The sequence below is a fragment of the Acidovorax sp. 100 genome, from assembly GCF_003688355.1.
In the GTDB taxonomy this organism is placed as follows: domain Bacteria; phylum Pseudomonadota; class Gammaproteobacteria; order Burkholderiales; family Burkholderiaceae_C; genus Acidovorax; species Acidovorax delafieldii.
This window is the reverse complement of sequence record NZ_REFD01000001.1, coordinates 4,387,549-4,407,392: the sequence shown is the minus strand read 5'-3', so window position 1 is coordinate 4,407,392 and position 19,844 is coordinate 4,387,549. Positions and strand designations below refer to the sequence as shown.

Annotated in this window: 17 protein-coding genes; 1 reads left to right on the top strand and 16 read right to left on the bottom strand. The window is 65.8% G+C overall.

The window, feature by feature from the left end; all coding sequences use genetic code 11:
* Positions 1–3: 3 nt before the first annotated feature.
* The 8 genes from C8C96_RS20215 to C8C96_RS20180 all read right to left on the bottom strand — a co-directional run bounded on the left by C8C96_RS20215 (position 4) and on the right by C8C96_RS20180 (position 8,841).
* Entirely contained in the window at positions 4–1,338 is a 1,335-nt protein-coding gene (locus C8C96_RS20215) for a UDP-glucose/GDP-mannose dehydrogenase family protein (RefSeq protein ID WP_121943416.1), read from the bottom strand.
* Positions 1,335–2,072 (bottom strand): methyltransferase domain-containing protein, encoded by a 738-nt coding sequence (locus C8C96_RS20210; RefSeq protein WP_121943415.1) that lies wholly within the window; start codon positions 2,070–2,072, stop codon positions 1,335–1,337. The genes C8C96_RS20215 and C8C96_RS20210 overlap by 4 nt, the downstream gene beginning before the upstream one ends.
* 29 nt (positions 2,073–2,101) lie before the next feature.
* On the bottom strand, positions 2,102–3,133 hold the full coding sequence (locus C8C96_RS20205) for a glycosyltransferase family 2 protein (protein ID WP_121943414.1): 1,032 nt from the start codon (positions 3,131–3,133) through the stop codon (positions 2,102–2,104).
* Between the two features lie 63 nt (positions 3,134–3,196).
* Complete coding sequence (locus C8C96_RS20200; RefSeq protein WP_121943413.1) at positions 3,197–4,276, bottom strand: glycosyltransferase; 1,080 nt, start codon at positions 4,274–4,276, stop codon at positions 3,197–3,199.
* A gap of 1 nt (position 4,277) precedes the next feature.
* Positions 4,278–4,916, bottom strand: a complete 639-nt coding sequence (locus tag C8C96_RS20195) for an acyltransferase (protein ID WP_121943412.1) — start codon at positions 4,914–4,916, stop codon at positions 4,278–4,280.
* Positions 4,900–6,189 carry a lipopolysaccharide biosynthesis protein gene (locus C8C96_RS20190; protein ID WP_121943411.1) on the bottom strand — a complete coding sequence of 430 codons (1,290 nt, stop codon included), beginning with the start codon at positions 6,187–6,189 and terminating at the stop codon, positions 4,900–4,902. Before C8C96_RS20190 ends, C8C96_RS20195 begins: the two co-directional genes overlap by 17 nt.
* Positions 6,190–6,202: 13 nt before the next feature.
* Positions 6,203–8,140 (bottom strand): nucleoside-diphosphate sugar epimerase/dehydratase, encoded by a 1,938-nt coding sequence (locus tag C8C96_RS20185; RefSeq protein WP_121943410.1) that lies wholly within the window; start codon positions 8,138–8,140, stop codon positions 6,203–6,205.
* 62 nt (positions 8,141–8,202) lie between these two features.
* Positions 8,203–8,841, bottom strand: a complete 639-nt coding sequence (locus C8C96_RS20180) for an LON peptidase substrate-binding domain-containing protein (protein ID WP_121944108.1) — start codon at positions 8,839–8,841, stop codon at positions 8,203–8,205.
* Between the two features lie 79 nt (positions 8,842–8,920).
* On the opposite strand from C8C96_RS20180, the gene C8C96_RS20175 reads away from it, so the two are divergent.
* Positions 8,921–9,472 carry a YggT family protein gene (locus C8C96_RS20175; protein ID WP_121944107.1) on the top strand — a complete coding sequence of 184 codons (552 nt, stop codon included), beginning with the start codon at positions 8,921–8,923 and terminating at the stop codon, positions 9,470–9,472.
* Positions 9,473–9,579: 107 nt separating this feature from the next.
* Here the strand turns inward: C8C96_RS20175 and accD are convergent, their stop codons facing one another.
* The 8 genes from accD to leuB all read right to left on the bottom strand — a co-directional run bounded on the left by accD (position 9,580) and on the right by leuB (position 19,819).
* A complete protein-coding gene (accD, locus tag C8C96_RS20170; RefSeq protein WP_015013229.1) occupies positions 9,580–10,452 on the bottom strand; it encodes an acetyl-CoA carboxylase, carboxyltransferase subunit beta in 873 nt (290 codons plus the stop codon).
* A 115-nt stretch (positions 10,453–10,567) separates the two neighbouring features.
* On the bottom strand, positions 10,568–11,377 hold the full coding sequence (trpA, locus tag C8C96_RS20165; RefSeq protein ID WP_121943409.1) for a tryptophan synthase subunit alpha: 810 nt from the start codon (positions 11,375–11,377) through the stop codon (positions 10,568–10,570).
* Entirely contained in the window at positions 11,378–12,661 is a 1,284-nt protein-coding gene (gene trpB / locus C8C96_RS20160) for a tryptophan synthase subunit beta (RefSeq protein ID WP_056061441.1), read from the bottom strand.
* Entirely contained in the window at positions 12,639–13,439 is an 801-nt protein-coding gene (locus C8C96_RS20155) for a phosphoribosylanthranilate isomerase (protein WP_121943408.1), read from the bottom strand. The genes trpB and C8C96_RS20155 overlap by 23 nt, the downstream gene beginning before the upstream one ends.
* The gene (gene truA / locus C8C96_RS20150) at positions 13,436–14,311 is read right to left on the bottom strand and encodes a tRNA pseudouridine(38-40) synthase TruA (protein ID WP_199170794.1); all 876 of its coding nucleotides are present in this window, start codon (positions 14,309–14,311) and stop codon (positions 13,436–13,438) included. Before truA ends, C8C96_RS20155 begins: the two co-directional genes overlap by 4 nt.
* On the bottom strand, positions 14,311–16,923 hold the full coding sequence (locus C8C96_RS20145; protein WP_121943407.1) for a FimV/HubP family polar landmark protein: 2,613 nt from the start codon (positions 16,921–16,923) through the stop codon (positions 14,311–14,313). Before C8C96_RS20145 ends, truA begins: the two co-directional genes overlap by 1 nt.
* 289 nt (positions 16,924–17,212) lie before the next feature.
* The gene (gene asd / locus C8C96_RS20140; protein ID WP_056061454.1) at positions 17,213–18,343 is read right to left on the bottom strand and encodes an aspartate-semialdehyde dehydrogenase; all 1,131 of its coding nucleotides are present in this window, start codon (positions 18,341–18,343) and stop codon (positions 17,213–17,215) included.
* 402 nt (positions 18,344–18,745) lie between these two features.
* The gene (leuB, locus tag C8C96_RS20135; protein WP_099729718.1) at positions 18,746–19,819 is read right to left on the bottom strand and encodes a 3-isopropylmalate dehydrogenase; all 1,074 of its coding nucleotides are present in this window, start codon (positions 19,817–19,819) and stop codon (positions 18,746–18,748) included.
* Positions 19,820–19,844: the final 25 nt, after the last annotated feature.

Here is a 19,844-nt window from a genome sequence, read left to right as displayed (position 1 = left end):
CAATTAAGAGAGTTGGGCCGTGCGGCCAATGGGGTAGTATTCGAGTCCGGCGGCGCGCATCGTGTCGGGCTCAAACAGGTTGCGCCCGTCAAACACCACCGGGTACTTGAGCGTGGCGACGATGTGGGCAAAGTCGGGGCTGCGGAATTCCTTCCACTCGGTGACGATGACCAGCGCATCCGCGCCTGCCAAGGCCGCATCGGCCTGAGGGGCATAGTACAGGCTTGGCCGTGGGCCCAGAGCTGCCTGCGCTTGCAGCATGGCCTGTGGGTCATAGGCCACCACGTCTGCGCCGCGCGCCAGCAGTTTCTCAATCACCGTCAGGCTGGGGGCTTCACGCATGTCGTCGGTGCCGGGCTTGAAGGCCAGGCCCCACAGCGCAAAGCGGCGGCCCTGCAAGTCGGCGCCGAAGCGGGCCACGATCTTGTCGATGAGCACCTGCTTTTGCCGCTGGTTCACCGCCTGCACGGCCTGCAGAATCTGCAAAGGCTGGCCTGCGCCTTCGGCGGTCTGGATGAGCGCGCGCACATCTTTGGGAAAGCACGAGCCGCCGTAGCCTGTGCCTGCGTACAGAAAGTGCGTGCCAATGCGCGGGTCGGTGCCGATGCCGGTGCGCACCTGCTCAATGTCCGCCCCCAGCTTTTCGGCCAGCAGAGCCAGCTCGTTCATGAAGCTGATGCGCGTGGCCAGCATGGCGTTGGCGGCGTACTTGGTGAACTCGGCGCTTCGCACATCCATCTCAATCAGCCGCTCGCGGTTGCGCATGAAGGGGGCGTACAGGGTGCGCATCAGGGCGGTGGCGTGCTCGTTGTCGCTGCCCACGATCACCCGGTCGGGCCGCATGAAGTCCTGCACTGCAGAGCCTTCCTTGAGGAACTCGGGGTTGGACACTACCGCAAAGTCGGGCGGCAGCTCGCGTGCGGCCAGCACCTGCGCTACCTCCTTCGCCACGGCATCGGCCGTGCCCACGGGCACCGTGCTCTTGTTGATGATGAGCTTGTAGCCTTGCATGCGCTCGGCCACGGCCCGCGCGGCGGCCAGCACATGCTGCAGGTCTGCCGAGCCGTCCTCGCTGGGCGGTGTGCCCACGGCAATGAACTGCAGCAGGCCGTGCGCCACGGCGGTGTCGATGTCGGTGGTAAAGCGCAGGCGCCCGGCTTGGGCATTGCGCGCCACCACATCGCCCAGGCCGGGCTCGTGGATGGGCATCTCGCCCCGGTTCAGCGCGGCGATGCGCTGGGCGTCCAGATCGAGGCAGATCACCCGATTGCCCATTTCTGCCAGGCAAGCGCCAGTGACCAGGCCCACGTAGCCGGTGCCGATAACGGTGATTTTCATGACGGTAAAGCGGTAGGCCCTGTACTGGGGGCTGGTTTCGCCGCCCAGGTCAGGCGGTGGGTGCGCAAAAAGGGCAGCAGCGCGGCGCACGGCGCAATCATGCCGCCGGGCAGGCGGCGCGCCACGGGCGGCGCCAATGTGATGCGGCGCGAATGCAGCCAGGCCTGCGGGAACAACCGCCGCACTTCGGCCAGCGGCACGCCCTGCACATCGGGGTTGCGCGGGTTGTTGACGACAAAGTCATACACCAGCACGCCGCCACCCGGGGCCACCCAGTGCCACATTTGCTGCGCAAGCGCGGTGCGGAAGGGGGCATCGAGCAGCGAGCTGAACAGGGTGAAGGCGAGCACAGCATGCTGGCTGCCGGGGGCGATGGTGGCGCTGGCCGCATCGCCCGCGTGGATGGCCAGTGTGGCTGGCAAGGTGGCACGGGCCCGGGCTGCGCGTTCGGGCAGCAATTCCAGCCCTTGCAGGAGCTGGGGCTCTGCGCCCAGGCGCACCAGGTCGTGCAGGTTGCCGCCGCTGCCGCAGCCCACTTCGGTGATGTGCAGGCCCGCCAAGCTGTGCCAGCCGTGTGCACGCCACAGCTGCACCAGGGCGCGCAGCCGCTCTTGCTGGGCCTGCAGGGCCGATGCGCTGGCGTACAGGCTGTAGTGCTGTGCATCGGCCACCGCATTGCGCCGGGCGTAGCGGGCCTGCACGGCTGCGGGTTCGTCGGATGGGTTGGAGCTCATGGTGAAGCGCGATGCTGTTGGGTGCAGGCTCAGCGCGTGATGCGCGCAAACTGGGCCGAGGGTTGGCGGCCACGCAGCACATCCCACAGCCCCCGCCAGGTGCCCAGGCCATAGGCGACGTGGTAGGCCGCAATCACCACTGGCAGGCGCGGCAAGGTGCGCCACTGGCCCGCAGCGTGGGCGGCCAGCACCGAGGCCGCGCCCACATAGCCGCCGTACGCTGCCAGCAGGGCCACCAGCGGCCAGGCACTCCAGGGGCTGATGGCGAGCAGGCCCACCAAAGCCGCCACAAAGGCCGCAGGCACCAGTTGCCGCACAGAGCCCGGCTGACCATGCTTGCGCATGACAAAGGGGCGCCAGTAGCCGTACTGCCGCTGCTGCGCAAACAGGTGGCGCAGTGAATCGCGGGGGCGGTAGCTCGACTGGATGTGCCCGCTTTGCCAGATGCGCGCGCCGCCCAGGCGCAGCCGCAGGTTGTGCTCGTCGTCCTGATTGCGCACCAGGGCTTCGTCAAAGCCGCCAAAGCGCTCCAGCGTGGCGCGGGGCCAGCAGCCCAGGTACACCGTATCGACCGGGCCTTCGTAGGCTGTGTCGCGCGACAGCGCCCCGCCCACCACCCAGCGGCTCTGGAAGGCTGCGGCAATGGCGCTGCCCATGGCACCGCGCCCTTCGGCCACCCAGGGGCCGCCCACGTTGTCGGCCCCGGTGCGTTCCAGCGCCGCCAGGCACTGGACCAGATAGTCGGGCGCAAACCGGGTGTGCACATCCAGCCGTGCCACCACGCTGCCGCGCGCCAGGCGCAGGCAGGCATTGAGCCCGGTGGAGACAATGCGGCCCGGGTTGACCACCCAGCGAAGGCGCGGGTCGGCCGCGCATCGCTGTTGCAGCCGCTCGCGCGTGCCGTCGTCGCTGCAACCGTCGGCCACCAGCACCTCCATTTGCCAGCCGGCGGGCAACTGCTGCTGCAGGGCGCTGTCGCAAAAGGCGTCGATGTGCGCTGCCTCGTTGCGGCAGGGCACGATGACGCTGAGCAGCTGGGGCTGGACGGGTTGGGTGAACATGGTTGCTATATTTTATGTAGCTGCCAGCGCTTGATGGGATTGCGCTAGACGCCTATTTTCTTGTTAACTGGTGCCCGTGTGTGTCGCGGGCCGCTTCAGCAGTCCTCGGTACAGCGCGTCCATGCGGTCCATTTGCAAGGCGCGGTCGCCCTCTTGCTGAATGCGCTGGGCATTGCGCTGGCCTGCTGCGTGGGCTGCGGTGTCGTCTTGGGCCAGTGTGGCCAGCTTTTGTGCCAAGGCCTGGCTGTTCTGCGCGGGCACCAGCAAGTCAGCGGGCAGCCACTGGGCGTTGGCCTGCAGTTGCGTGGCGATGACGGGCAGGCCGCAGGCCATGCTTTCGAGCACCGAGACGGAGGTGGCATCTTGCGTGGGCACGGAGACCGAAACCTTGCAGCGCGCGAGCACCCGGGCCATGCCTGCGTCGTCCATTCGACCGTGGAAAGTCACTGCTTCACCCAGGCCCCGGAGGGCGACCTGCTCGTGCAGGGCGGTCTCGAGACTGCCGCCGCCCAACAGGTGCAGGTGCACGGGCAAAGTGGGCTGCTGCGCCCGCAGGTGCGCCACGGCGTCGACGATGGTGGCGATGTTGTAGTTGGGCTCCCACGAGCGCAGGCTCACGATCTCGAAGCCGGGTTTGTCTGGCCACGGCGCAGGCGCAAAGCGCGCCAGGTCCACGCCCCAGTGGACGCAGTGCACTGGGGCGCGGGGGCTGTAGCTGTGCGCGGCATCGACCAGGCTTTGCGAATCGCCTGTGATGAGGTCAGCGCGGCGCAGCGTCCAGCCGGTGAGCCAGCGCATCCAGGGACTGGTGTGGGGCGTCACCAGCAAGTCGCTGCCCCAGGCGGTCATCACCAGCGGGTGGCGGCCGCAGTGTGCGCCCAGGTAGCCGTACGACGTGGTGTAGTGCGCGTGCACGATGTCGGGGGCCAGGGCCTGCACAGCGCGGCGTGCCTCGCCCGCGCGCAGCAGCCACTGGGCCGAGCGGTGCACCGGGCGCAGCACATGCTGCTCCACGCCCTCGATGGGCGCTGGCCGCGCGGTGACCAGCGACACACGGTAGCCGCGCCCCTGCATCTCGCGCACCCAGCGCTGGATGTGGGGGCTGGTGGCATCGCCCAGCAGACACAGGTGGATGGGGGGCATGTCAGGCGGGATCGGAAGGTGGCGTGGGTGTGGATGCAGGGACGGGCGAGGTGGGCAGCATGCCAGCCCAGGCAGCGTAGTGCGCCTGCATCTCGGGGTATTGCGCCAGCAAGGCGGCATCGCGTGTGCGCACGTCGCCCACCACGCGGGCGGGTTGCCCGGCCACGATGGCAAAGTCTGGTATCTCGCCGCGCACCTGCGCGTAGGCGCACACCACGGCCCCCTTGCCGATGCGGCTGCCCGCTTCGATCAGGCTGTGCGGGCCGACAAAGGCATAGGCGCCAATGTGCACTGGTGCCTGCAGGTAGCCGGGGCGTGCGGCCGCCGGGCCTGCATGCGCCGCATAGCTGCGCCCCATGAGGCGCACGGCCCGGTGCGAGCTGTGGGTGACGATGCTCACAAAGTTGGTGATCTGCACGCCCTCATCGATGCGCAGGCCGCCTGCGGCGTCCAGAAAGTTGAAGTGGCCGATGAACACATGGTCTGCGAGCTGCAGGCCCTCTTCGCCCTCAATGCAGGTGCTGGGCGCGATGCGGGTGTGGGGCAGGGGCGTGCCTTGCGCGGTGCGCTCGCCAAACACCATGCGGTAGAACAGCGCCTGCAACAGGCGGCGGCGCCAGCGGTTAAGCAAGGCTTTCATCGCGTCCTTCATGGGGGATGCCCTTCCAGGTGGCCAGGGCCCAAAAATAGTAGCCAAAGTACAGCAGCATGGAGGCCGAAATGCCCCAGGCCGCGCCAGTGAGCCCATCCAGCGCCAGGCCTGCCAGCAGCCCTGCAAAAAACGCCACCTGGCCCACCAGCGCCAGGCGCAGTGCCCAGGCCTGGGCCTTCCATGCCAGTGTGGTGACGGCCAGGGGCGATGCAATGAAGTGCAGCGCAATATACGGCGCCAGGGCCCGGGCCAGCTCGCCCGCCCCCGCCCAGCGGCTGCCAAAAAAGGCGGTGAACAAGGCCGGCCCCCACAGCAGCAGCACGGCGGCCATGGGCAGTGCGATGGCGGCCAACAGCCGCATGCTGTGGTGCACGGCCTGGCGCGCCGCCTGGGCGTTGGGGGCCTGCACCAGCCGGGGGTACAGCGCTTGCGACAAAGCCCCGCCCAGCAGGCTGGCGGGGGCCTTCAGGTAGCGCAGCGACATGGCCCACAGGCCTGCGGCCGCGTCGCCCGACCAGGCGGTGACGGCCAGCAGGGTGAGCGTGTCTTGCAGTGCGCCGACAAACGCATGGGGCGTGTTGAGCAGGGGGAAGTCGCGGTGGCGCAGCGCCATGGCGCGCAACGCGGGCCATGGGGCGCGCAGGCAGGCCGCCCAGCCGCCCTGCGGGGCCGGTCGCGCCAGCAGCCAGGCGGCCAGCAGTGCTGTGGCGATGGCGCCTGCACACAGCCCCCATAGCCCCCACCGCCCCGCCAGCGCGTTGGATTCGGTGTGCCCTGTGGGCCCCATAAGCCACCAGCCCAGCCCCAGTTGCAGCACAGCGCCCCCACCGTACTGCACCAGCCGGGCGCTGGACAGCAGGCCAAAGCGCGCTGAGCGCGTGGCCCACATCGTGAGCCACTGGGTGGCCCCCAAGGCCAGCACCGCCAGCGGCAGCAGCCAGTAGGTGGCCATGCCGCTGTGCCAGGCCAGCACGCCAGCAGCGCACAGCGTGGCCAGGCCCACGGCGGCCAGCACATGGCCGCACAGCGCCATCAGTTGCGCGGCCTCGGGCTCGGCGCGCTCAAGAGGCAGGGCGTATTCATAGCGTGCACAGGCCACCACGGCCACGTTGGTGGCAAGGGCCCACAGCAGGGCAAATTGGCCGAAGGCCTCGGGCGAATAGGTGCGGGTGAGCGCGGGCCCCAGCAGCAGGGGCAGGGCGTGGGCGGCCACGCTGCCGGTGAGCAGCGTGGCGGTGGCTTTGAATAGCCCTTGGGTCATGCCACCTGTTCAGTCATGCCGCCTGCGCAGCCACTTCGGGTGGGTCGGGCTGATCGGGCTGGTAGCCCGGCACCAGGGTGTGCAGCAGCGCCCGCATGCCGTCAGGGTCGTTGGCCAGCGCAGCCGCCTGCAGGCGGGTCAGCAGGGCGCTCAGCGTGGCCCAGTCAAAGCGCTCCTCTTGCGCCCGCAAGATGCGCGGGTGCGCTGTGGGCAGGGGGTTGTCGCCAATCAGCAGCTCTTCGTAGAGCTTTTCGCCCGGGCGCAGACCGGTGAAGGTGATGGCGATGTCGCCGCTGGGGTGCTGCGCGTCACGCACCGTCAGGCCCGCTAGGGTCACCATGCGCTCGGCCAGTTCGCGGATGCGGATGGGCTCGCCCATGTCGAGCACAAACACATCGCCCCCTTCGGCCATGGCGCCTGCCTGCAGCACCAGCTGGGCGGCTTCGGGGATGGTCATGAAATAGCGGGTGACCTCGGGGTGCGTCACGGTGATGGGGCCGCCGTGCGCGATTTGCTGGCGAAACAGCGGGATCACGCTGCCGCTGGAGCCCAGCACGTTGCCAAAGCGCACCATGGAAAAACGGGTGGGGCTGCGCCAGGGGGCGTGCTCGGTGTTTTCTTGCGGGATTGCAAAGGGGGGCTGCGTAGCGTGGGCCATGGCTTGCAGCACCAGCTCGGCCACGCGCTTGCTGGCGCCCATCACGTTGGTGGGGCGCACGGCCTTGTCGGTGGAAACGAGCACAAAGTGCCCCACGCCTTGCTCCAGCGCCACGCGCACCATGTTCAGGGTGCCAAACACGTTGTTCTGGATGCCTTCGGCCGCGTTGGCCTCGACCATGGGCACATGCTTGTAGGCGGCTGCGTGGTAGATGCAGACGGGGCGGTGCAGGCTGCACAACTCGGCCATGCGCTGCGGGTTGTTTACGCTGGCCAGCAGGGGCGTGAGCTGGGTCTGGACCAAGCCTTGGTGTGCGAGGGCCTGCAGCTCCTGGTGGATGCTGTAGAGCGCAAATTCACTGTGATCGACCAGCAGCAACTGCGCAGCACCCAACTGCGCCAGTTGGCGGCACAGCTCGCTGCCAATGCTGCCGCCAGCGCCGGTGACCAACACCACCTGGCCCGCGATGTGTTGCTGCATCAGGGGCAGGTGGGGGGCCACGGGCGGGCGCCCCAGCAGGTCTTCAATGTCCAGGTCCTGGAAGTCGGTCACCGTCACCTTGCCGCTGGCCAGGTCGGTCAGGCCAGGCAGGGTGCGGATGCGCACCGGCAGCGGGCGCAGGCTTTCGATGATCTGCTGGCGCCGCTGGCGGGGCACGCTGGGCAGCGCCAGCAGCACGTCGGTAATGCCCAGGCGCTGCACCGTGGCGGGCAGGGCCTCGGGCGCGTACACGCGCACACCGTTGATGCTGCGGCCCGCTTTGCTGGTGTCGTCGTCGGCAAAGGCCAACAGGTGGTAGCTGCGCGCGCTGACCAGCCCCGCTGCGGTTTGCGCCCCGGCTGTGCCCGCGCCGTAAATCAGCAGCCGGTGGGGGGCTGCCGCGGTGCGCCCCGCCAGCCACAGCCAGCCCAGCGAGCGGCTGGCGCCCACCAGCAGCAGAAAAATCACCGGCTGCAAAATGCCCACGCTGCGCGGAATCCCCTCCCACTTGCCAATGAGCAGCGTGAGCAGCAGCACTGCGCCGTAGATGGCCACGGCCTTGCCGGTGGTGAGCAAGGCCTGGATGCCGGTGTAGCGGAAGATGGCGCGGTACAAACCAGCGTGGATGAATATGGGTAGCGCCAAGGCGGGACCTAAGCCATAAACCAACCATTGCAGGCCGTCGGGCCAATGCAGCGTATCCAGTCGCAAACTAAAAGCCAGCCACATAGCCACAAGGCTCATGCACAGGTCCAAGCTCAGCACAAGAATACGCTTAGCGGAACGTGGCCATGAGAGGATGGTGCTCGGCATGGAGGTGCTCGATGCAATGAGCGATGACGCGGCGCAAGCCTTGGCAATTGGGGGTATGCGCATCAGGACGGCGCTATCCCCGTCCGCTCCAGTACATCCCCCACCAACTCCAGACGCACCAGCGGATTGTCCAGCTCCATCAACCGCTGTTTCAGCTCTAGGGGAACGGGCAGCAACTCGCACCACCTGTTGGCTACCCAGCCGCAATCATCCAGTTGCGCTGCGGTAGGCTTGACTAAGTGAGGCAGGTCCGGGTCGCGTACCTGGAGAGTGTTTAAGACCTGCGCCAATGCCGTTGACGCCTTTTTGAGGTCCTCTGGGACCGGTACGGTCAGATCCCGTTCGATATGGCCTACGTCTGCCGTCCACAGGCCGTGTGGCAGGTGGCTGCGCCGGGTGATCCGAAAACGCTGGCTACCACGGCATAGCACAGTGATCAGTCCAGGCTGTGGCGTTTCCAGCTGCTCGATGACGGCGAGGGTGCCGATGTCGTTGAAGCGTTCCTCCGGTGCGCCAGCTTGGCGTACTTCCTGTCCCTGGGTGAGAGAGACGACGCCAAATGGTGCGCCTGCCTGGTGACACTTGCGCACCATGTCCAGGTAGCGCACCTCAAACACCCTCAGAGCTAGCACTCCGTCCGGGAACAAGACAGAGCCCAGGGGGAAAAGCGGCAGGGACGACAAGGTGAGAGGTGGTGTCATGGGCGCGTGGATGCCTTCGCCCGCTATCATCCCATGACACCGTCGGCTTTTGCTGCACACCACTGTTTTTGTCTCATCCATGCTCTATCAGATCGCCTCTTTCCTGCTCGATGTTGTTGGCGGCTTGCTGACCGGAGCCTGCCTTTTGCGGCTGTACATGCAGTGGCAGCGGGTGCCGTTCTCCAACCCGGTCGGTGGGTTGGTGTTTGCGTTGACCGACTGGCTGATCATGCCGCTGCGACGGGTGATCCCCCCTGCGGGCCGTTGGGATGTGTCCAGTCTGGTGGCTGCGATGCTGGTGCAGCTGGTGCAGTACGCGTTGTTGACCTTGCTGCTCAGTGCGGGATCGGCATGGGCGTGGTTGCCCTGGTTGGCATTGTTCGGGCTGCTGCGCGTGGCGGTTTCGGGGCTGATCGGCCTGCTGATTGTCTATGCCGTCCTGTCCTGGGTACAGGGTGGCCGTTCACCGCTGGCGGATGTGATCGCGCGCCTGTGTGAACCTGTGTTGCGTCCTTTTCGGCGCGTCATTCCGCTGATGGGCGGCTTCGACCTGTCGCCATTGGTGGCGCTGGTGGTGCTGCAGGTTGTGATGATTGTTCTGGGCCATTTGCAGGCCAGTGTGATGCGTTAAGCATCCCAAAGGCCCGATGCGCTAGCCAAATATGCTCTGTTTGCTATTTAAAATATAGCAATGGCGTGGTGACGCCTCACTCAGTCCCCTTTTCGGGGACCGGGTATTTACATCACCGCGTCAGCAGGCAGTCGTTGCAGCATAGCCAAACTGCTGGCCACGGTGTTGCGCAGTTCGCGGCGGTCGCAGATGAAGTCCACCGCGCCCTTGGTTTGCAGGAACTCTGCACGCTGGAAGCCCTCTGGCAGGGTCACACGCACGGTGGATTCGATCACGCGCGGGCCAGCAAAGCCGATCAGCGCCTTGGGCTCGGCAATCACGATGTCGCCCACAAAGGCAAAACCTGCGCTCACGCCACCCATGGTGGGGTCGGTCAGCACACTGATGTAGGGCAGGCCCTTCTTGGCCAGGCGGGTCAGCGCTGCGTTGGTCTTGGCCATCTGCATGAGCGACAGCAGACCTTCCTGCATGCGGGCGCCGCCGGTGGCGGTAAAGCAGATGAAGGGCACCTTTTGCTCGATGGCGGTTTCCACGCCACGCACAAATCGCTCGCCCACCACGGAGCCCATGGAGCCGCCCATGAAGTCGAACTCGAAGCAGGCGGCGACGACGTTGATGCTCTTGACCGCGCCGCCCATCACGATGAGGGCGTCGGTCTCGCCGGTGTTCTCCAGGGCTTCCTTCAGGCGCTCGGGGTACTTGCGGCTGTCCTTGAACTTGAGCGCGTCTACGGGCAGCACTTCCTGGCCGATTTCGTAGCGGCCTTCAGCATCCAGAAATGCGTCCAGTCGGGCGCGCGCGCCGATGCGGTGGTGGTGGCTGCAGTGGGGGCACACATTCTGGTTGTGCTCCAGGTCGGCCTTGTAGAGCACCGTTTCGCAGCTCGGGCACTTGATCCACAGGCCTTCGGGCACCTGACGGCGCTCGGTGGGGTCGGTTTGCTGGATTTTGGCGGGCAGAAGTTTTTCGAGCCAGGACATGGTGTTCTCCTCTTCAGTGGCGCGACTTGCTGCAAAGCCCGTAGGCGTTTGCGGGGCAGGCCGGGTGTGAATCTGTCGGCGCACCCCGCAGGATGCGCCGGGCTGCATTATGCGACTAGGCGTCCAGGGCCTTGCGGATGCCGCGCAGGAAGTCGATGGTCAGGGGCACCACCTTGGCGTGCTCCTGGTCTTCAATCAACTGGATGATGCGGCTGCCGATGACCACGGCATCGGCCACCTTACTGATGGCCTGGGCGGTGGCGGCGTCGCGGATGCCGAAGCCCACACCCACCGGGATGGTCACGTGCTGGCGAATACGGGGCAGCATCTGCTCCACGGCCGCCGTGTCCAGCGCGCCTGAGCCGGTCACGCCCTTGAGCGATACGTAGTACACATAGCCGCTGGCCACACGCGCCACCTGGGCCATGCGTTCATCCGTGCTGGTGGGGGCCAGCAGGAAGATCAGGTCCATGCCGTGCGCGCGCAGGCTGGCGGCAAAGGCTTCGCATTCTTCGGGCGGGTAGTCCACGATGAGCACGCCGTCCACGCCCGCAGCGGCAGAGTCGCGCACAAACGCACCTTCGCCGTGCTTCTGGTCGTAGCGTTCCACAGGGTTGGCATAGCCCATCAACACCACTGGCGTGGTGCTGTTGCGCTTGCGGAACTCACGCACATGGTCGAGCACCTGCACCATGCCAATGCCCAGGCTGAGGGCTTTTTCACCCGCCTTCTGGATCACCGGGCCATCGGCCATGGGGTCGGAAAAGGGCACGCCCAGCTCGATCACGTCGGCACCGGCCTCGACCATGCCGTGCATCAGCGCGGGGGTGATGTCGGCGAACGGGAAACCGGCGGTCACATAAGGAATCAGCGCCTTGCGGCCCTGTGCTTGCAGGGCAGAAAAGGTGGATGCGATACGGCTCATTTATTTCACCAACTTGATGGGTTGCTCGCCGCCCTTGACGGACTGCCCCTGGCAGCTGGGTCGGCAGTAAAAGTCGGCGCCACTGAGATCGGCCACAGTACCAATGTCCTTGTCGCCCCTGCCCGAGAGGTTGACCAGGATCGACTGGTCTGGGCGCATGGTTTTGGCCAGCTTCATGGCGTAGGCCACGGCGTGACTGGATTCGAGTGCGGGGATGATGCCCTCGGTACGGCACAGGTAGTGGAAGGCGTCCAGCGCTTCCTGGTCGGTGATGCCGACGTATTCGGCGCGGCCGATTTCCTGCAACCAAGCGTGCTCCGGGCCCACGCCGGGGTAGTCCAGGCCAGCGCTGATGCTATGGGTTTCGGTGATCTGGCCGTTGTCATCCTGCAGGATGAAGGTGCGGTTGCCGTGCAGTACACCCGCGCTGCCCTTTTGCAACGATGCCGAGTGTTTGCCCGACTCCAGGCCTTCGCCCGCTGCCTCCACGCCGATGAGGCGCGTTTTCTCGAAAGGGATGTAAGGGTGAAAGATACCCATGGCATTGCTGCCACCACCCACGCAGGCGATAACCGCATCGGGCTGGTCGCCCAGCACCTTTTGCTCGGCCAGCATGCTGGGCATTTGCTCAATGCATTCCTTGCCGATCACGCTCTGGAAGTCGCGCACCATCATGGGGTAAGGGTGCGGGCCCGCCACCGTGCCGATGATGTAGAAGGTGTTGTCCACATTCGCCACCCAGTCGCGCATGGCGTCGTTCAGGGCGTCCTTCAAGGTCTTGCTGCCAGACTCCACGGGCACCACCGTAGCGCCCAGCAGTTTCATGCGGTACACGTTGGGGCTTTGGCGCTTCACGTCTTCGGCACCCATGTAAACAACGCATTCGAGCCCGTAGCGCGCGCAGATGGTGGCAGTGGCCACGCCGTGCTGGCCCGCACCCGTCTCGGCAATCACGCGGGGCTTGCCCATGCGCTTGGCCAGCATGGCTTGGCCGATCACGTTGTTGATCTTGTGCGCGCCTGTGTGGTTCAGGTCTTCGCGCTTGAGATAGATCTGTGCGCCACCCATCTCGCGGCTGGTGCGCGCTGCATGGTAGATGGGGGAGGGGCGACCGACGAAGTGCTTGAGTTCGTAATGGAATTCAGCCAGAAATTCAGGGTCGTTCTGGTAGCGCGCGTAGGCCTCGCGCAGTTCCTGGATGGCGTGGGTCAGCGTTTCGCTGACGAAGCTGCCGCCATACGGGCCGAAATGGCCGGAAGCATCAGGTTGTTGATAGGAATTCATGGGGGTTCTTTGCAAGTTGTGCATCGGCCGCACGCACGGCGGCAACGAAGCGTTGGATCTTCACGGCGTCCTTGATGCCCTTGACGGGTTTGCCATCAGGACCATCGGCTTCGACGCCGGAACTGACATCAACCGCCAGCGAGAGACCCCGCGGGCGGACTTGCAAAATGCCATCGGTCACGTTTGCAGGCGTGAGTCCACCAGACAAAACGAGGTGAGAGCTGACGCTTGGTGGAAGGAGTGACCAATTGAATGCCTTGCCGCTGCCGCCAAACCCTTCGACATGGGCGTCGAGCAGGATGGCTTGGGCGTGAGAGTAATCGTGGGCGTATTTTACGAGGTCAAACTGCGCCGCCCCATCACCGAGGGGAATTCGGGCTGCCCGCAGGTAGGGGCGTGCCCCCTGGTGGGTGGCAGCCATGCAGTCCTGTGGCGTCTCATCACCATGGAATTGCACCGTGGCGCCAGCAATCATTGCACTGGCTGCTATCACATTAGGAGTGGATTCGTTCACGAACAGCAGCACGGGCGTGACAAACGGCGGCAGGCGCCGTGCCAACTGCGCGGCCCGCTGGGGGGTGACCGACCGTGGGCTGGGGGCGTAGAGCACAAAACCCACCGCATCGGCGCCCGCAGCCACAGCTGCATCCACGTCTTCCTCGCGGGTCAGCCCGCAGATCTTGATGCGGGTGCGTACGTTGGCAGACGCCTGGAAAGGGGCGTGGAGGCGTTGACTGACGGCGGGAGCCGTTGTGGTCGGTGTAGTGGCCTGGTTCATGGAAGCCAATCATACGCAGCCGTGCGCTGGGGTAGCCCCCAGGCGGCGTCGTAGACGGGCCCTTGAAAGTACAACCCGTCTGGCGAGAATGTCGGCGCAGCCACCTTGCGGGACTGGGCTGCCAGCACTTCGGCCATCCATTCGGGAGGCTGCGTGCCCTGGCCGATGGTGATCAGGCAGCCCATGATGTTGCGGATCATGTGGTGCAAGAAGGCGTTGGCTTCGAATTCAAAACGCCAGTAACAGGGGCTCCAGCCCAGTTCGGGGTGCGGTGTGTCCGCCCCCCGTCGCACGATGTCGATGCGTTGCAAGGTCTTGACCGGGGTCTTGGCCTGGCAGGCGGATGCGCGAAACGAGGTGAAATCATGCTCGCCGATCAGGTAGTCGGCCGCCTGCCGCATGGCGTCATGGTCTAACGGGTGAAACACCCAGCCCACCCGCCCGGCATCCACGCTGGGCCGCACTGGCGACTGCAGAAGCACGTAGGCATAGCGCCGGGCCACGGCGCTGGCACGCGCATGAAAGTGGTCTGGGACGGCCTGAGCCCATTGCACCGCAATGTCGGAGGGCAGGAAGGTGTTGGTACCCCGGACCCAGGACGCTGCGGGCCGGTCCAGCGGGGTGTCAAAGTGCACCACCTGCATCAGGCCGTGCACACCCGCATCGGTACGGCCTGCGCAAAGGGTGCTGACCGGATGCGTAGCAAAGCGGCCCAGGGCCGCTTCGAGTTTGTCCTGCACGGTGTTGCCGGAAAGCTGGCTCTGCCAGCCACTGTAGGCTTGGCCGTTGTAGCTGACACCCAGCGCCACCCGGGTCACGGGGCGGCCTGGGGACGTGCTGGGGGTTAAATCAGCGGAGGGGCCGAGCGGCATCAGCCCAGTTCGGCCAGCATGCGCTGGGCGCGGGTCTTGAGGGCGCCGCTGGACTCTGCCACCACCTCTTCAATCAGCGTACGAGCGCCGTCGGTGTCCCCGATGGCGTTGAACTCTTCGGCCAGCGCAAGCTTGGTGGCCAGCGGGTCGTCCTGCGCTGCGGCCGATCCATCGTCGGTGAATTCCGGTGCGGGAGCCGCCGGGGCCTTGGCGGCGGGAGCTGCCATGGGCTTGGAGGGGGCGTTCAGGTCCAGCGACAGGTCGCCCAGATCAAACTCCATAGGGCCGGAGTCTTGGGGCTCGCCATGGAGTGGCATGGGGCCGGACGGCGCCATGGTCAGGTCATCGCTGCTGGGGAAGTCCAGATTGGCCACTGGAGGCGGCGCCATCATGGGACTCGGAGCGGTTTCCTGACTGCTCCACGCGGCGGTGGGCTCGTCGGGGATGCTGGGCAGATCCAACTCGGGGCGCAGCGTCTGTGGTTCGCTGGCTTCACTGCGGTTGTTGGCCGCAGCAGCCGCAGCGGCCGCAGCAAAACCACCGGCTGCAGCGGGGGGGGCGTCCGTCAGCGCGTCATCGGGCAGGTCCAGATCCAGGTCGAGGTCCAAGTCTGGGGGCAGGGCTGCGGCAGGGCTGCCTGCACCAGTGAAGGTGCTGGGGAACCCGCCCGGTGGCACCGAAGGCGATTCATCCTCGGCCATTCCGGGGCGGCCGCCAGGTTGGTACAGGCGGTTTTCGGGCTCCAGGTCACGCCCGAGTTCGGCAATGCGGTTCCAGTCAGGCCCTTCGCCTTGGGTCAGCTTGAACACTTCGCCTGCGACGGCCTCAAGGGCTTTGCGGTCCTGGCGCTTGGCGTAGATTTCACCCAGCTTGACGTGCACTGAGACGCGGCCCGGGTTGTGGCGCACGGCTTCTTTCAGGATTTCTTCGGCCTGGAGATCGCGGCCGTAGGCCAGATAAACGTCGGCTTCGGCCACGGGGTCCACGTCACCGCCGGCGTCCAGTTGGCTGGGTGAATAGGCCATGGACGAGCCGGTGGTCATGTCGCTGTTGGCCGTGTCTACACGCTGGCCGCCGCTGGCACCAAAAAACGAGTCGGGTTGAATGCGACTTTCCAGGAAGGAGCTGTCCACCCCACCGTTCTGTCGACGGCGCTGGACCAGGCGGTAAGCGCCAAATCCGAGCAGGCCCGCTACCAGGATGCCGCCGCCAATAGGCAACAGTGGGTCGTCCATCAGAGTGGACAGGAAACTGGGCTCCTCGACGGGGGCGGGAGCAGGTTTGGGTGTGGGCGCTGGTTTGGGGGCCGGTGCGGGTGCAGACGCCTCCGTGGCGGGTGCCGAGGCGGCCGCTTCTGCTGCCACTGCGGTGTCTGGCGGGGTGCTCGCGGCCGCTGCGGGGGCGGATGCCGGGGCTTCGGGCGCCAGCGGCGCGGTCGGTGTTGCCGGGACGGCTGGGGCCTGCACAGCCACCCCCGCAGGTGCGCTGGCTGCACCCGCTGCGGCGGGCGCAGGGCTGCCTCCGGCGGCTGCAGAGGCTGCGCTCAGCTTGTTGAGGTCGGTGATGTTCTTGGACAACTCTGCCATCCGCGTGGCGGCTTCGCTGGCCTGTTTGTCCTTGGCGACTTGCTCTTCGGCTGCCTTCTGGCCTTTGACGGCCCCCTTGGACAGGGTGAGCTTGTCGGGCGCTGCAGTCGCGGGTTTTTTGTCTTCTACGCGCGTCTGTACGGTGCCAGAGGCGGAGCGCTGGGCAGCAGCCACTTCGGTCGAAGGGGCCGCACCTGCGAGTTTGCGGCGGAAGTCGTTGAAGTCACGGGCCTGTGCGGCCAGAATCTGACGTGCTTCGGGGGCTGTGGTGGATTGCGCTGCGGCCTGGTCGGGCATTTGCAGCACCGCACCTGCCCTCAGGCGGTTGACGTTGCCTTGGATGAACGCGTCCGGGTTGGTGCGCATCATGGCGACCAGCATCTGGTCGAGCGAAATGCCGGCAGGCTTGTACGCGTTCGCGATGCGGCCGGCGGTATCGCCTGCCTGTACCGTCACGCCATCTGCGGGGGCAGGGCGTGGGGCTGCCGCACGGGGTGCGGGTGCAGCGACGGTTGCCTCGCTGGCACGGGCTGTGGCTGCGGGGCGCGTTGCAGGGACCTGGGGCGCCACTGGTGCAGAAATTTGGGGCGCTGCTGTGACGGCAGGCGCTGCGCGGCGCATGCTTGGCGGGTCAAACAGCATGGTGTAGCTGCGAACGATGCGGCCTGAGCCCCAGTTGGCATCCAGCACCAAGTCCAGGAACGGTTCGTTCACAGGCCGGTCGCTTGACAGGCGCAACACGGCGGTGCCGTCGGCGCGGCGCTGCAGTTGAATCTGCAGGTTGTTCATGGTCTGCGTGTATTCCATGCCCTGGGCACGGAAGACCTCAGGCGTGGCCGTCGTGGCACGCAGCGAGTCCGCTTCGGCAGGAGTGATCTGTGGCAGGTCGATTTCAGCGCGCAGCGGCTCGCCCAGGGCAGACTGCACGGTGATGCGGCCCAGTGCCAGCGCAGACGCGTCGCTGGTGTAGAAACCAGCGCAAGCCACGGCCGCGGCCGCCAGGACAGAAAATTTCCAACGATGCATGTTTGCCAACAACTGATTAGGATTTTTTGCGGCTCGGACGAGCGGTGCTTTTGTTCTCATGGTCTGATCCCCGCCCCGGCGCGTGAAAATATGTAAAAAGCACCATAGCATCAATGTTTTGCACTGACAAGCTGAGGTGGCTCCGAAGCTTTGAGTGGGGTCCCGGTGCCCCAAATTGGGGTGTGCAGATGTTGCCAATTGCCAACGCCGCGTAACCGAGTGTGTCGATGTCTCGGGCGCAAAAAAGCGCGCGCAAGGGGGCTTGCGCGCGCTTTATGAGGTGAGACGATCAGGCGTTGAGCAAGATGCGTAGCATGCGACGCAGTGGCTCGGCGGCGCCCCAGAGGAGCTGGTCGCCGATGGTGAAGGCGCCGACATACTCAGGGCCCATGGCCAGCTTGCGGATGCGGCCCACGGGGATGGTCATGGTGCCCGTCACGGCGACGGGTGTCAGGTCCTTGATGGTGGCTTCGCGGGTGTTGGGTACCACCTTCACCCACTCGTTGTCGGCGGCGATCATGGCTTCGAGGTCGGCCACGGGCACGTCCTTCTTGAGCTTGAAGGTCAGCGCTTGGCTGTGGCAGCGCATGGCGCCCACGCGCACGCAGAATCCGTCGACTGGAATGGCTGCGGAGTCAAAGCCTTCGCCCAGGCCCAGGATCTTGTTGGTTTCGGCCATGCCCTTCCACTCTTCCTTGGACTGGCCGTTGCCCAGGTCCTTGTCGATCCAGGGGATCAGCGAGCCACCCAGCGGCACGCCAAAGTTGGCGGTTTCTGCACCGGTCAGTGCGCGCTGCTTGGCGATGACCTTGCGGTCGATTTCCAGGATGGCGCTCTTGGGGTCGTCGAGCAGGGCCTTCACTTCGGCGTTGAGCGTGCCGTATTGCGTGAGCAGTTCGCGCATGTGCTGCGCGCCGCCGCCCGATGCCGCCTGGTAGGTCTGGGTGCTCATCCACTCGACCAGCCCGGCCTTGTACAGTGCGCCCACGCCCATCAGCATGCAGCTCACGGTGCAGTTGCCGCCCACCCAGTTCTTGCCGCCGTTGGCCAGCGCGTCCTTGATGACGGGCATGTTGACGGGGTCCAGGATGATGACCGCGTCTTTTTCCATGCGCAGGGTCGAAGCAGCATCGATCCAATGGCCGTTCCAGCCTGCGGCGCGCAGCTTGGGGAAGACTTCGGTGGTGTAGTCACCGCCTTGGGCTGTGATGATGATGTCGCAGCGCTTCAAGGCGTCGATGTTGAAGGCGTCTTGCAGTGTGGTTTCGTTCTTGGCCTGCGCAGGCGCCTTGCCGCCGGCATTGGATGTGGAGAAGAACAATGGCTCAATCAGGTCAAAGTCTTTTTCCTCGACCATGCGGTCCATCAACACCGAGCCGACCATGCCGCGCCAGCCGACCAAACCTACCAACTTGCTCATTTCAACGCCCCTTTCAGATTAAGAAACAGTGCCAGACCAGACTGTTTGCCCCGGCTCGTCTGGCCGGGAGAGGGCGCACGACGGTACCGGAGCTGGATCAGCCCTTAATAATGGTCGTGGTTTTGGTGGTGATTGCGCGCACAGCCACGCCTGCCAGGGCGGCAGTTGCGGTGTTCAGGTCGAACGGGCGGGCGGCAAACATGGGCATGATTGTAATGGATCGCGGCTTGCACGGGGCTTGCAGCGTTGCGGGAACGCCATGGTCCGCTCGGCAACGGCGCCCCTGGCGGGCGGGATGGGCGTGCGAGTCGGTCCACGCCCATAAAAAAGGCGATCACAGAGGATCGCCTTTTGTGGATGCCACGCGCCGCCGCTGTGGGCAGCTCGGACGGCTGGGGTGATTTACGCCTGCAGCGCCTTCACCACCGCGTCGCCCATCTGCGCCGTGCCGACCTTGGTGGTGCCTTCGCTGTAGATATCGGGCGTGCGCAGGCCCTGTGCCAGCACCTTCTGCACGGCGGCTTCGATGCGCTGGGCTGCGGCTTCCTGGTTCAGGCTGAAGCGCAGCATCATCGCTGCCGAGAGGATGGTGGCCAGCGGGTTGGCCACGCCCTTGCCGGCGATGTCGGGGGCGCTGCCGTGGCTGGGCTCGTACAGACCCTGGTTGCTGCTGTTCAGGCTGGCCGAGGGCAGCATGCCGATGGAGCCAGTCAGCATGGAGGCTTCGTCCGACAGGATGTCGCCAAACATGTTGCCGGTCACCACCACGTCAAACGCCTTGGGGGCCTTGACCAGTTGCATGGCCGCGTTGTCCACGTACATGTGCTGGAGTTCCACGTCGGGGTACTGCTGGCCCACCTCGGTCATGACGTCCTTCCAGAACTGGAAGGTTTCCAGCACGTTGGCTTTGTCCACGCTGGTGACCTTCTTGTTGCGCTTGCGGGCGGCCTGGAAGGCGACGTGGGCGATGCGCTCGATCTCGGGGCGGCTGTAGCGCATGGTGTCAAACGCTTCTTCGGCACCGGGGAAGTGGCCGTCGGTGGCCACGCGGCGGCCGCGCGGCTGGCCAAAGTAGATGTCGCCGGTCAGCTCGCGGATGATGAGGATATCCAGGCCTGCGATCAGTTCGGGCTTGAGGCTCGATGCGCCCACCAGTTGCTCGTAGCAGATGGCAGGGCGGAAGTTGGCGAACAGGCCCAGGTTCTTGCGCAGGCCCAGGATGGCCTGTTCGGGGCGCAGGGGCCTGTCGAGCTTGTCGTATTTCCAGTCGCCCACGGCGCCGAACAGAATGGCGTCGGCTTCCTTGGCGAGCTTGAGGGTGGACTCGGGCAGCGGGTGGCCGTGGGCCTCGTAGGCGGCGCCGCCGACCAGGGCCGATTCCATCTCGAACTTCAGGTCGAGTGCGTTGAGGACCTTGACGGCCTCGGCGACGATTTCGGTACCGATGCCGTCACCCGGCAGAACTGCGATTTTCATTGATTTTGCTTTGTTTTTGATAGCT